This is a genomic window from Pseudorhodoplanes sinuspersici (assembly GCF_002119765.1).
Taxonomy (GTDB): Bacteria; Pseudomonadota; Alphaproteobacteria; order Rhizobiales; family Xanthobacteraceae; genus Pseudorhodoplanes; species Pseudorhodoplanes sinuspersici.
In genome coordinates, this window is record NZ_CP021112.1 from 3,800,615 (window position 1) to 3,813,231 (window position 12,617).

The 12,617-nt window shown below is 60.0% G+C and carries 14 protein-coding genes; 4 read left to right on the plus strand and 10 right to left on the minus strand.

Features of this window, described 5'->3' with window-relative positions; translation table 11 throughout:
• Positions 1–56: 56 nt before the first annotated feature.
• The 6 genes from CAK95_RS18440 to CAK95_RS18465 form a co-directional block, all read right to left on the minus strand.
• A complete protein-coding gene (locus tag CAK95_RS18440; protein ID WP_086089237.1) occupies positions 57–1,232 on the minus strand; it encodes an ABC transporter substrate-binding protein in 1,176 nt (391 codons plus the stop codon).
• Between the two features lie 357 nt (positions 1,233–1,589).
• Positions 1,590–2,756 (minus strand): cobalamin-independent methionine synthase II family protein, encoded by a 1,167-nt coding sequence (locus CAK95_RS18445; RefSeq protein WP_086089238.1) that lies wholly within the window; start codon positions 2,754–2,756, stop codon positions 1,590–1,592.
• A gap of 51 nt (positions 2,757–2,807) precedes the next feature.
• Positions 2,808–3,515: a TetR/AcrR family transcriptional regulator gene (locus tag CAK95_RS18450; RefSeq protein ID WP_086089239.1), complete on the minus strand. Its 708-nt coding sequence runs from the start codon at positions 3,513–3,515 to the stop codon at positions 2,808–2,810.
• A 628-nt stretch (positions 3,516–4,143) separates the two neighbouring features.
• On the minus strand, positions 4,144–5,142 hold the full coding sequence (locus CAK95_RS18455) for an ABC transporter substrate-binding protein (RefSeq protein WP_086089240.1): 999 nt from the start codon (positions 5,140–5,142) through the stop codon (positions 4,144–4,146).
• Between the two features lie 265 nt (positions 5,143–5,407).
• On the minus strand, positions 5,408–6,487 hold the full coding sequence (locus tag CAK95_RS18460; protein WP_086089241.1) for an LLM class flavin-dependent oxidoreductase: 1,080 nt from the start codon (positions 6,485–6,487) through the stop codon (positions 5,408–5,410).
• Between the two features lie 59 nt (positions 6,488–6,546).
• The gene (locus tag CAK95_RS18465; RefSeq protein ID WP_198343738.1) at positions 6,547–7,065 is read right to left on the minus strand and encodes a flavin reductase family protein; all 519 of its coding nucleotides are present in this window, start codon (positions 7,063–7,065) and stop codon (positions 6,547–6,549) included.
• Positions 7,066–7,335: 270 nt separating this feature from the next.
• Here CAK95_RS18465 and CAK95_RS18470 point away from each other — a divergent pair, with 270 nt between their 5' ends.
• Both CAK95_RS18470 and CAK95_RS18475 read left to right on the plus strand, forming a co-directional pair.
• On the plus strand, positions 7,336–7,836 hold the full coding sequence (locus CAK95_RS18470; protein WP_086089243.1) for a MarR family winged helix-turn-helix transcriptional regulator: 501 nt from the start codon (positions 7,336–7,338) through the stop codon (positions 7,834–7,836).
• Positions 7,837–7,934: 98 nt separating this feature from the next.
• On the plus strand, positions 7,935–8,672 hold the full coding sequence (locus tag CAK95_RS18475) for a CBS domain-containing protein (RefSeq protein ID WP_086089244.1): 738 nt from the start codon (positions 7,935–7,937) through the stop codon (positions 8,670–8,672).
• A 73-nt stretch (positions 8,673–8,745) separates the two neighbouring features.
• On the opposite strand, the gene CAK95_RS18480 is transcribed toward CAK95_RS18475, so the two are convergent.
• The 4 genes from CAK95_RS18480 to CAK95_RS18495 form a co-directional block, all read right to left on the minus strand.
• On the minus strand, positions 8,746–9,213 hold the full coding sequence (locus tag CAK95_RS18480) for a DoxX family protein (protein WP_086089245.1): 468 nt from the start codon (positions 9,211–9,213) through the stop codon (positions 8,746–8,748).
• Positions 9,210–9,983, minus strand: coding sequence for an HvfC/BufC N-terminal domain-containing protein (locus CAK95_RS18485; protein WP_086089246.1), 774 nt, complete (start codon positions 9,981–9,983; stop codon positions 9,210–9,212). Before CAK95_RS18485 ends, CAK95_RS18480 begins: the two co-directional genes overlap by 4 nt.
• 1 nt (position 9,984) lies before the next feature.
• Complete coding sequence (gene bufB, locus CAK95_RS18490) at positions 9,985–10,839, minus strand: MNIO family bufferin maturase (RefSeq protein ID WP_086089247.1); 855 nt, start codon at positions 10,837–10,839, stop codon at positions 9,985–9,987.
• A 77-nt stretch (positions 10,840–10,916) separates the two neighbouring features.
• A complete protein-coding gene (locus CAK95_RS18495) occupies positions 10,917–11,207 on the minus strand; it encodes a BufA1 family periplasmic bufferin-type metallophore (RefSeq protein WP_086089248.1) in 291 nt (96 codons plus the stop codon).
• A 226-nt stretch (positions 11,208–11,433) separates the two neighbouring features.
• Between CAK95_RS18495 and CAK95_RS18500 the strand changes: the two genes are divergently transcribed.
• Complete coding sequence (locus tag CAK95_RS18500) at positions 11,434–11,979, plus strand: sigma-70 family RNA polymerase sigma factor (RefSeq protein WP_183044150.1); 546 nt, start codon at positions 11,434–11,436, stop codon at positions 11,977–11,979.
• A complete protein-coding gene (locus CAK95_RS18505; protein ID WP_086089250.1) occupies positions 11,976–12,614 on the plus strand; it encodes an NrsF family protein in 639 nt (212 codons plus the stop codon). Before CAK95_RS18500 ends, CAK95_RS18505 begins: the two co-directional genes overlap by 4 nt.
• Positions 12,615–12,617: the final 3 nt, after the last annotated feature.

Below are 12,617 nucleotides of genomic sequence, written 5' to 3' on the forward strand. Positions count from 1 at the left end.
TTACGGAAGACAGAGCAGGACCGGAGCCGCCCGTCAATCACCACTTCATCTTGCACTCACCACTTCATCTTGCATTTGTCGTGATAGCGGTCCTGGTGGTCCTTCAGGGCGAGGGCAGTGGTCTTGAGCGTGAAACCGCCATTGTCATCTTTCACCGCCTCCTGCAGGTAGAAATTCTGGATCGGGAAGTGGTTGTTGCCGTATTTGTAGTCGCCGCGGACCGACTTGTAATTCGCCTTGCGCATGGCCTCGCGCATCACATCCTTCTTGGTGAGATCGCCGCCCGCCGCTTTGACCGCACTGTCGATCAGCATCGCCGCATCATAGGCTTGCGAGGCATAGAAAGCCGGGTTGCGGTGGTACTTCTTCTTGAAATCGGCGACGAACTTCTTGTTGGCGTCGTTCGGCAGATCGATCACCCAATGTTGCGCGCTGGGAATGCCAAGGGCGAGGTCCTTCAGCAGCGGCAGCGAGACCGCATCGATGACGTAACCGGTATAGAGGGGGATCTGTCCACGTAATCCGCTTTGCGCATATTGTGTCAGAAACTGCACGCCAGCCGCACCGGGATAGAACGCAAAGATCGCATCCGGCTTGGCGGATCGCGCCTTGGACAACTCTGTCGAGAAATCAAGTTGATCCGGCCAGCGTGTATAATCTTCGCCGATCACCTGGCCTTTGAAATTGGCTTTGAAGCCGGCGAGCACGTCCTTGCCGGCGGCGTAATTCGGCGCCAGCAGATAGACCGACTTGACGCCCTTCTGGTTCATGTATTCGCCGATCGCCTGCGGCACCTGATCGCCTTGCCATGAGGTGGAGAAAAACCACGGCGAGCACAACTCGCCTGCGATCTGCGAGGGGCCGGCATTGGGACTGATAATAAAGGTTTCGGAATCGACAGCCGACTTCAGCGAGGCGAGGAGAACATTCGATGCGATGTAGCCGGTGAGGATATTGACCTTGTCCGATTGGATCAGCTTCTCGGTTTTCTGCTTGCCGACGTCCGGCTTCAGGCCGTCGTCTTCGTAGATCATTTCGACATTGAGGCCGTTCATCTTGCGGCCGAGATGATCGAGGGCCAGTTCGAAGGCGTCCCGCATGTCGGTGCCGACGGCCGCGAGCGGGCCGGTAAAGCTTGCGACATATCCGATTTTGATGGACTTCTGCTGCGCCGTTGCAGGCCAGGCAGCGCAGACGAAGAGGGCAGTTCCGAGCAGCAATCGCTTGAGCATGTGACTCTCTCCCTAGATGTGTATGCGCCTTTTTGGCTGGCGCTTTATGGTTTGGTATCCTGGGGCTTCTTCTTCACCCTCCCCTGGAGGGGGAGGGTCGGCGAGTATCGAACGTTAGTGAGATACGAGCCGGGGTGGGGTGATTTTGAAAGTAAGTCACCCCACCCCGCTGCTCGCTTCGCTCACAGCGACCCTCCCCCTCCAGGGGAGGGTGAAAGCAGGCCGCAGCACGGAATGAAGTGAAGTGGTGCGCTGCAGAACCGGGATCTTCAGAACGTCGGTGGCCGGAACGGTCCCGGACCAGCGGTGCATCATTTGCGTTTCGCGCTTATGTTGCACGGCGCCCCGGACACGCGCTTAATTCCACAATTTCTTTGTTGCGATATCGGCACCTTCGCGCATCGCCTTGAATTTCTCCCACACGACGCTGTCGTGCACTTCGGTGCGGTAGAGCGCCTGCGAGGAAAAGCCGCAATCGGCGCCGGCCATGACGTTCTCGCGTCCGACCAGCTTTGCGAAGCGCAGGAGGCGTTCGGCAATCAGTTCGGGATGTTCGACGATGTTGCTGGCATGGGTGACGACGCCGGGGCAGAGCACGAGATCTTTCGGCACCTTCACATTCTCGAACAGGTGATATTCGTGCTCATGGCGCGGATTGGCGGCTTCGAACGAGACCGAGCCGGCATTGACCGACAGCACATATCCGATGATTTCCGCCAGCGTCGCCTCATAGAGGCGGGGGCCTTCGTTGATGCCGTAGCATGTATGGAATCGCACTTTCTCGCGCGGAATGCCTTTCAGCGCGGTATTGACCGCCTCGACATAGATCTGCGCCCGGCGCTTCATCTGCGTCTCGTCGAGGCCGGGCTCGACGAAAATGTCCGGCAGGAACGGATCGTCGACCTGAAGAATGATGCCGGCATCGACGATCGCCTTGTATTCCTTGCCGAGTTCGGCCGCGAGCGCGTGGAAATATTCTTCATCCGACTTGTAATACTCGTTGACGCCGACGCCGGACGGCGCGGTGGCCGGCAGGAACACATGATGATCGGGAATGCCGGCGGCCTTGGCCGCGGCTTTCACATTGGCGATGTCGCGCTGCACGGCTTTCTCGCCGCGATATTTCACCGGACCGACACAGACCACCGGCGTGATCGGCACGATGGTGCCGCCCATCATCGCCTGCTTGAAATACTCCTGATAGTATTCCGGAAAGGCTTCGACTTCCTTCTGGAACAGCACCATCTTCTGGCCGGTGCGGGCCTCGAAGCCTTCAAGGCGCTCCTGAATGTAAGTGAAGAAGCCGGGCTTGGAGAACTCGCCGTCGGTGACGATGTCGATGCCGCTGTCCTTCTGTTTCTTCACCGAGTCCTTCACCGACTGGCTGAGGATCTTGTCGAACTCGGCCTCGTCGATTTTTTCGCCGGAATACTTCTTTTTCAGAATGTCGAGCAACTTGTGCGGCCGCGGCAGACTGCCGATATGCGTGGTCTGGATGCGATCGGTGTTCTGCTGGATTGTCATCCGAGGTTTCTCCATTAGTTTTTTGTCGTTGAGGTGTTTGCCAAGCGCGGATCAGCGCACGTCGATGCGCGCGTTTTTGACGCCGCCCGCGCGCACGATCTTCGTCCACTCGCGCAAGAACTTCTTGTAATAGGAGAGATCGCGCTGCCAGATGCTGTTGATGGCCATGCCGCGGACCATGTTGAGCGTCGACATGATCAGGAAGGACGCTTCCTGCCTGCTGTAGCCGGCGCGTATGAAGGCCTCGAGCCAGATCGCATTCATGGTCTTGCGATAGCGCTGCATGAACGCATCGAACGGTGCGTTCATCAGCGGATCGGTGCGCGCCGCGACCATCATTTCCGTGGTCGGGATGAAAGCGGCACCGAGATAGACGTCGACGCAATCGGAGATGAAAGCCGACAATGGATCCTTGCGTGCGGCGGCACTCGCAGCGATGCGGCGGCCATCGGCAATATGCTGGTCGTAGATATGCGCGCCGGCCGCGATCACGAGATCGGCCTTGGTGCTGTAATGATGCATCAGCGCGCCGTTGGAAAATCCGGCGCGCACGGCCACTTCCTTGGTGGTCAGGCCGTTATAGCCGCGCTCGCGCAACACCTCGAGCGTGGCATTCAACAGCTTCTCGCGCGCGGCCTTGCTGCGCGATTCCTGTGTGCGGCGCGCGGGAGGGCGGCGCTTCGGTGTGTCGCCGGTGGCGCGCGATTGCAGCGGCGTGCGGCTCGCTGTCGCGCGTGCGGAAGCGCGTGTGCCTCGCATTCGTTCTCCTCCCGTTCGGTTCTGACGACCGTTTTTGTTTGCGCATGATCGTTTTCGAAAACGGGACAGCCGCTTTTCCGGATCATGCTCCGTCGTGAGGATGCTTGCGCGTCATCGGCGGCAAGTCAAGTTACATTCCGGCTGCTCGGTATGTTTGTCGTGTGGGCAGAGAACCGGAGCAGCCCATTTTCGGAAATGGGCAGAAGGGAAGGAAGCAGACGCGCAAAGGTGGTGGTGCGCGGAAGAGTGCGTTGATGGGGCCAGCCATCTTTGAGCGGCACAACGCACGTCGCGAAGGGGCGCAAGGCCTGGCAAAGGCGCGGTTTGCGGGTGCTTGGCTTGCGGTTGGCGGAACGAGAGGAACGCCGGACGGCTATGCGAGCATTTCCGGAAGCATCGTATCGGGGACGCTCTTCGATCGATGCTCGTGACCTGAGCATCCGATCTTCTTCGAGCATGAACAGTGCGAGAAAAACGATACTATAGGAATTTTTTCATGCGAAACACGTAAAGGCGAAGCCCGGCTTAATTTATGCCTTTGCCGCCGTTTTCTTGAGAATTGGCACGGGTTTAAAGCCCACATCCGAGGTCTGGCGCTGCCTCGGGTGTGGGCGAGCGAGGGTTGCGGCTAATTCTTCTTCGCCTTGTCGTAATAGGAGAGGTCATAATATTTGCCGGGATCGGTGAGCTCTTTTTTCGGCTCGGCATATTGGCTGCGCAGTTGCAGCACGGTCTTCACGCCCTCGGGGTCGAGCACGGCGCCGCGGGTGAAGCCTTTGCTCGGGTGAAGCAGCACGTCATAGGAGCGTGCGGCGAGTGTCTCCGACAGGTTCGGTGCGTTCTTGCGCAGGATGGCGATGGCTTCTGCCTTGTTGGCCGGATCATAGAGCCAGTCGAGCGCCGCGGTGTAGGCGCGGATGTAGCCGATGAGTTCCTTCTCGTTCTCCTTAGCCCATGAGCGGCGGGTGGCGCCGACAAGACCCTGGTAACGGCCAAGCGCTTCATCGGCATTGGCCAGGCGATTGAAGCCTTCGGCTTCGGCATTGACCTCGAACGGCGATATCAGCAGCGTCGCGGCATGCTCCTTTTTCAGGAGTGCTTGATATCGCTGCACGACGCCGCCGGCGCTGACGAACTCAAAGTCGCCCGGCTTCAGCCCACCATTTTCGAGAAGCTTGCGCAGTACGAAGGCGTAACCGGTGGTGAGCGCATCGACGGACACCTGCTTGCCCTTGAGGTCGGAGATCGCCTTGACGTCCGGAACAGCGACCAGCCGCAGAAAACCGTTGTCGCCGCCCATGAAGGCGAAGATGTCAGGTTGCACGTCGGTCTTGGCCGCGCCCTGTCCCTCGCTATAGGCGACGACATTGTCGATCGCCGTCATGGCGATATCGAATTTGCCCTCGATCAGGTTCTTGAGCTGGAATTGCGAATTCGGCGTCGGCGTCACTTTGACGGAAACACCATTCTTTTCAAAATAGCCTTTGTCCTGCGCCACCCAGATCGGCCAGTTGAATCCGCCGGGAAAGACGATGACCTCGATCGGCTTTGCGCTTTGCGCCGAGGCGGCGGTGAGCCCGAAAGCAGCAAGACATGCGATCATCGCCGCATGAATCATTTTTCTCATTCTCTTCTCCCTTGGTTTTTGTTTTCTCCCAATGACATCGTGACACGACACCAGTTGCCGACGCCATGTCCAAATCGCCGCGCATAAAAAAATGCCGCAACCTGAAAGGTTGCGGCATCAAAATCCTTGTCGCTTGGGAGGACAAGGTGAACTGACAAAACGCGGCCAAGCGAAATGGACCCCGGGCCGCGTGAAGAGAACGCGTCGAAACAAAAACTCAGATCCCGGCTTTGATAGTATCAAAGCCGGGGATTTAACGGTCTGCTCAGGCGGCTCGACGCTCCTGATGCTTGCCCTGGAAATTCGGCGCCACTTCGCTCATGAAGCGGTCCATCTCCTCCAGAACCATCTTGTGCGGCTTCATGCCGACATTGAAGTAGAGGATGACTTCGTCGAAGCCGGCGGCCTCGACCTTCTTCAGCGTTTCGGTGATGCGCGCGGAATTGCCGATCAGCACCGAATTCTCGGTCAGGTCTTCCGGCTTCACCTTGTGCAGGCGCTCGACCATGTCGATGAAGTAGCGATAGCTCGGGGGCGCCGTGCGCGGGTCGCCCGGGAAGGAGGGGATCACGCACTCCTTGTAGTAGCGGATCTGGCGGTCGCGCTGGGCCTTCTCGCTCGCCGCGTCATCGGCAAAATGGGTGAAGTAGCTGCACATCAGGCGCTTGGGCGTCGTGCCGTATTTGGCGCAGCTCTCCTTGTAGAGATCGGCGACCTGCTTGAGACCGCCGAAGCTCATGGCGGCGGCGAAGGGCGCAACGATCAGACCGCAATCGAGCCGTGCCGCCAGTTCGATCGAGGGCTTGGAGAACGAGGCCACATAGATCGGCATCGGATTCTGCAGCGGCTGCGGCGTGATCCGCACATCCTCGAACTGGTAATGCTTGCCCTTGTAGTCGATGCGCTCGCCGTTCGAACCCCACAGCTTGCGCAGGATATCGACGCCTTCGTCGAAGATCGACTGGTTGTCGTCGAACGACACGCCGAACGGCAGATATTCGCGACGGTCGTAACCGCGGCCGGCGGCGAAATCGACGCGGCCGCCGGAGAGGAGATCGAGCGTCGACCATTGTTCGGCAACGCGGATCGGGTTGTGCAGCGGCAGCACGGTGACGGCCGGAGCGAGACGGATATGTTCGGTGCGTGCGGCGATATAGGCCAGCACCATTTCCGGAGATGAATTCACGCCGAGCGAATTGAAGTGATGTTCACCGATCCAGGCCGAGTGCATGCCGAGCTTGTCGGCATAGAGCGCTTCGGCGGTGAGGTCCTTCACGAACGTATTGGCGTCGCGCGTGTTGCCCTCATAGTGATTGTCAGACAGTGTGAAGTAACCGAATTCCATTTCAATCTCCCTGGAATGCGTTGTTTTTTGCCGATGTCACTTGCTAACGCCGCATCGCTTCAAGCGATCGGCACGATCCAGTCGACGCCTTCACCGAGGCCGACCGTATATTGTCCATCCTGATACAGCAGCGGCGCGACCTGTCCGCGCACGGCAACCTGACGCACCTTGCCGACGATAATGGAATGGGTGCCATAGCTGGAGATCGCATCCATGTCGCAGAACACGCTGGCCTGCGCCGGAATGAGATAGGGCAGTTCTTCATCGTCGCTCGCCCATTCGCCGCACAGGAAACGGTCGGTGCCCGCCGGCGTGCCGCCACTGAAGGCATTGGCGATCTCGATGTGATGCGCCTGCAGGATATTGACGCAGAACTGGCCGGCGCGGATCATCGGCGTGTGAATGCTGGCGCGCTGATTGATGCAGATCAGCAGCGAGGGCGGGGCCATCGATACCGATGTCACCGAGGTGACGGTGATGCCGTAACGGACGCCGGCATGTGCAGTCGAAATCACGCTGACCGCACTGGTGAGGCGACGCATGGCCTTGCGGAAATCGGTGCCGAGTTCGTCCATCATTTCTCTCCCTGGTCGGCTGGTTTGGGCCTTGTTCTTATCGTTGGAAGAGATCATACTTGCAAATGCAACAGTTGTAAATGCACTATTTGGTCAGAGTCACTGACCTTTTGACAGGACCTGAGGGCCTCTCGTAAGAGCAAATAGAGCGTTTTCGAGCGTAGTGAGTACCGGTTCGCGTGAAGAAAACGCGTCAAAAAAAAGCTAGAGCCCCGGCTTTGATTTCATCAAAGCCGGAAGGGCTTTAATCTGTCGGCAGGAGAGTCTTTCGCCGTGATCGACCGCCCCCATCTCGATCTGTCCGAGTACCTGCCGTACCTGATCAACCGGGTCGGGTCGGCCCTGGTCGAGCGCATGCAGGAAGAATTGTCGCCGCACGGACTGAGCATCGCCATGTGGCGCGTGCTGGCGGTTCTGTCCGATATCGACAAGCAGCGGCAGATCGATATTGCCGAGATGACGGCGATCGATGTTTCGACCATGTCGCGCCTGGTCTCGCGCCTGATCAAGATGGAGCTCGTCAGCCGCGTGCGCTCCGACACCAACAACCGCGAAGTCATTGTCGAACTGACGACCAAAGGCCGCACATTGGTGAACCGGCTGATCCCGACCGCCCGCAAAATGGAGCGAGCGGCGGTGGCTGGCCTGTCTTCGGGCGATCTTGCCATCACCCGCGATTGCCTGCGGCAGATGTATTTCAATATCGCGCCGCAACAGGACAAGGACGCCGAGCCGCAAAAGCCGGTCCCGGCGCAACCGCGCAAGGCTGGCTAAAATTTTAGCCGGAACCCATTTTTCCACCGCGCTTTGATCTACCGCAAGGCGAAAGCCTGTGGCTTGGCCACGCTTTGTTGATGCGAGGAGACTTCATTATGAAAGCGCGCGATGTGATGACCCAGCCTGTCATCTCGGTCGATGCGGATGCGCCGATCAGTCTTGCCATCCGCCTGCTGCTGCAGAAAAGGATCAGCGGTGTGCCGGTGGTCGATGCGACGGGCAATCTGGTCGGTGTGGTGACCGAGGGCGATTTCCTGCGACGGGCCGAGTCCGGGACGCAACACACGCAACCGCGTTGGCTGGAATTTCTGATGGGCCCTGGCCTGCTGGCGGACCAATATGTCAAGGCGCATGGCCGCAAGGTCGGCGAGGTCATGACCCGTGATGTGAAGACGGTCGATGAAGCGACGCAGCTTGAGGACATCGTCGCGCTGATGGAGCGCAACAATATCAAGCGCGTGCCGGTGCTGCGCGGCAAGAAGCTGGTCGGCATCGTGACGCGGGCCAATCTGCTGCGAGCCTTGGCGAGTTACCTGCATCCGGGGGCGCCGGCCTCCACCAGCGATACCGCGATCCGCGAGACAGTGCTCGGCGGGTTGAAGAGCGAGAAATGGGCGCCGTCCGCCACGGTCGATGCGATCGTCCGCAATGGCGTGGTGACGCTGACGGGCTTCGTCCTGGATGAGCGTCAACGCGCAGCGCTGAAGGTGCTCGCGGAGAATGTGCCGGGCGTCAAGCAGGTCCGCGACCATATGGTTTGGGTCGAGCCGATCTCCGGCACAACTCTTGAGCCGGACGATCTGCGCGCGAGCAAAGCATCGCAGCATCATTAACGGCTCCGCGGCCGCCCATGTCGCGGTGCCGGGAGGGCTGCCCCACGGAGGCTGTCGTGGGGCAGCCCGATTTTTATCTGTATTGTCGCGCGATCCAGTGATCGAGCGACAGCTTTCCCGGCCCCTTCGCCATCAGCACGAGGAAGCACGCCGCCCATGTGCCATGCGTCGGCCATGCATCGGGATAGACGAAGATCTCGATCACCAGCGTCATGATCAGCAGTGACAGCGCGGCGAAGCGGGTGGCCAGACCCAGCACCAGCAGGACCGGAAAGAAGTGTTCGGCAAATGTCGCAAGATAGGCGGCGAGTGTCGGATCGATCACCGGCAATCTGTATTCTTCCTTGAACAGTTCGATCGCGCTGCTGGACACTTGCCAGCCCTCGACCTTGGTCTGGCCCGACCGCCAGAAAACCGCGGCAATCGGAATGCGCAGCACGAGGGCAAGGAACCAATAGGGGATTTCGGCCATCAGCGCATTGGCACGCAGGACGAGTGCGGACAGTCCGGACGGCCGTGCAGTCGGAAGCGTCTCGGTCATGATGTGCGATCCTCGGCAAGAGCGAAATGGGTCACGGCGCCGGACGCGATCAGGCCGGCGATATTGGCCGTGAGATCGAAACGATTGTCGCGGTCAGTGGCGTGCGCTGCCGCTTCATCCAGACGCGAGCCGCGCGCCAAGGCGTACAGGAACGCGGCACCACCCGGCGGCAGTGTCCGGACAAGGACATCGAGGCCGGGGCGAATAACCAGCGCATCTTCCGCCTGCATGTCATCGATGGGACCAAGCGGCCATTCGCCCGCATTCATCGACCAGATGGTCACGACGGGATGGTGCGAGCAGACGATCTGCAGCGATGGATGCAAGGTGAAGCGCATCGACCCCACACGGTCCGCGTCGGTGTCCTGAAATGCCGCTGCCGTCAGCGGTTCGGCATCGGCCGCGTGATAGGCCCGCGTGCGCGCAGCCTCGAGACGCGCGACGTCGGCCAGATACGGCAATTCCGCTGCCGGTTCGAAGGCTACGATGAAATCGGCAAAATCGTCGCCGTAGGTGTGCAGGATTTTCGAACGCGGCGGATAGGTCGCAACGAAAATGCGCGCCATCGCCGCGAAGAATTCCTCGCCGACGATGCGTTCGGTCGCCGGGAATTTCGCCTTCAATGTATTGATGAGACCCACCACCACATTGTTGCGGTAGACGGCGAAACGCTTAACCGGCTGTCGCGTGGTGTGAGATGTGACGTTGTCTGGGATTGCGCTTTGCGGATTGAACAGTGCCGTCGCAAATTCGGATTGCTGCGTGATCATGTCAGGCCGCCTTGCTGTGTGCGGCATGCTTCAGAATCGCCGCGGCGGCGCGAGCCTCATCGGCCAGAACTGGCCAGCTTGGGACGTCATTGTCCCATTCGATCAAGGTCGGCAGCGGACCAGCCTTTGCGATGACATCGGCATAGAGTGACCAGACGTCACTGGTGACTGGCGAGCCATGTGCGTCGATCAGAAGCGGCGCGTCCACATCGTCTGTCTGCGCGTCATGACCGCCGAGATGGATTTCCTTCACACGCGCGAGCGGAAAAACCGCGAGATAGTCTTGCGCGTTGGTGCCGTGGTTTTTGGCCTGGACGAAAACGTTGTTGATATCGAGCAGCAATCCGCACCCGGTACGGTGGGCGATTTCGGCGAGGAATTCGGTTTCGGGGATCGTCGTATCCGCGAACTGGATATAGGTCGATGGATTTTCCAGCAGCATTTCTCGATTGAGCGTGTGTTGCACCCGATCGACATGATCGACAATGCGCGCCAGCGTTTCCGGCGTATAGGGCAGGGGCAAGAGATCATTGAGATAGACCTCCCCATGCGACGACCAGGCGAGATGTTCGGAGAAGCTAGCGGGCTCGTAACGGTCGCACAAGATCCTGAGCCGGGACAGGTGTTCGGTATCGAGCGGCGCCATCGAGCCGATCGACAAGCCGACGCCGTGAATGGAGAGCGCATAGGTTTCCTGCAAACGCCTTAGCATGGCGTGCGGTGGTCCACCGGCGCCCATGTAATTCTCGGCATGAACTTCGATGAAGCCGATCGGTTGTTCGGCGGAGACGATGTCGTCGAAATGCTGCGGCTTGAAGCCGATGCCGGGAGCTGCGGGAAGCGATGCGCGGATCATGCTAATTCTCCGAACGGATGAATGAGCGTCGTCCTTATCCCTCTTGGTAGAGGAGGGATAAGGAGAGAGCGATGGGATCAGCTCTTGATCGGCGTGAGCGAGCCCATCCCCTTCGGCGTCTTCATCGTGACGCAGGTGCCCTTATCGACATACTTCCAGGCGTTGCCCTGATAATCGACCTTTGATGTGCCGGCACAGGTCGTCCCGGGGCCTGCGGCGCAGTCATTCTTGCCAGCCAGCGAGATGCCATAGCATTTGTCTTTGCCCGGCTGAGCCGCGACCGGCCCTGCCATGGCGGGAGAAGCGGCGATGGCGAGAGCGGCGGCGAAAGAGCTTGCGAGAGCTGCAGCGGAAAATTTGGTGTTCATCCGGTATCCTCCAAAGGGTAATGACGGCGCACACTCCACCTGGCTAACCATCTGGATTGGCGCAGACCGGGTGTCCCGGCCTTATGCTGAGCTTCGCAAAGGCCGTGGCCAGTGTTACGTGCTCACGGTCTTGTGTTCGCCCCGATCGCGGGGTGGTCAGAAAATCTTGGCGCTGCGTGTAACAACACGGCCCATAAGCCCGAAGACGAAGAAGGATGAGTGCCACTTGAAAGGTGATGCCGAATGGGCCGACCTGATGCGGGCGGCCAAGGCAGGCAATGGGGCGGCTTATGATCGCTGCCTGCGCGAGATGGCGCAGGCGCTGCGGCCGCTTGTGCGTCGCGGCATGTATCGCGCCGGCGCTAATCCGGCCGAAACGGAGGATGTGGTGCAGGACATTCTGATCGCAGTGCATCTCAAGCGTCACACCTGGGACGACACCCGGCCGATCGGCCCGTGGATCGCCGGCATCGCACGCTACAAGATCATCGATTCTCTGCGCAAGCGCGGGTCGCGGATCGAATTGCCGATCGAGGATTTTGTCGAGATCATCCCGGCCGAAACGGAAACCGAGATTGCGAGCGAACGCGATGTCACGCGCTCGTTGGAAGCCTTGCCGGAAGGACAACGCAATGTCGTGCGTGCCATCGCCATCGACGGCATATCGATCGCCAGCACAGCGCAGAAACTGAACATGAGCGAAGGCGCCGTGCGCGTCGCGCTGCATCGAGGATTGGGAGCCTTGGCGAAACGCCATAGTCAGGACACATGAAGACCGACGACCTCATTCGCGCGCTTGCTGCCGACCGTGAGCCGGCCGGTCCGAAGCCGGGTTTCGCGCTGTTCGTCGCAGCCGCATGCGGCTTCGTCGTGTCGGCGGTGTTGTTCATGTGGCAGATCGGGCTGCGTCCGGACCTGCTGTCGGCGATGCTCTCCTTCGATTTCATGCTGAAGCCGGTGGAGATGGGCCTTTTGGCCGTCGCCGCCGCAATTTTGGTGGTGAGGCTGGCGCGGCCCGGCGTGCCGTTCGGCCGCACATGGCTGGTCGTGGCAGCGGTGCCGGCGATCATGGTGGCGGCTTTGGCGGTCGAACTGATGCGCGTGCCGCATGCGGAATGGCTGGTCCGGCTCGCTGGCGCGCATTGGTATCTTTGCGTGATCAACATGGTGCTGCTGGCGATGCCGATACTGGCCGCGGTGCTGTTCGGCCTGCGCTATGGCGCACCGACGCGTCCGGTGCTGGCCGGCGCGATGGCGGGGCTGCTGTCGGGCGCACTATCGGCGACGCTTTATATTTCCCATTGCCCGGATGATTCGCCGATCTTCGTCGCCGCGTGGTTTACGCTGGCCATTGCTATTTCCACAGGCATCGGCGCGCTGGCCGGAGGCCGCTTGCTGCGCTGGTGAGCG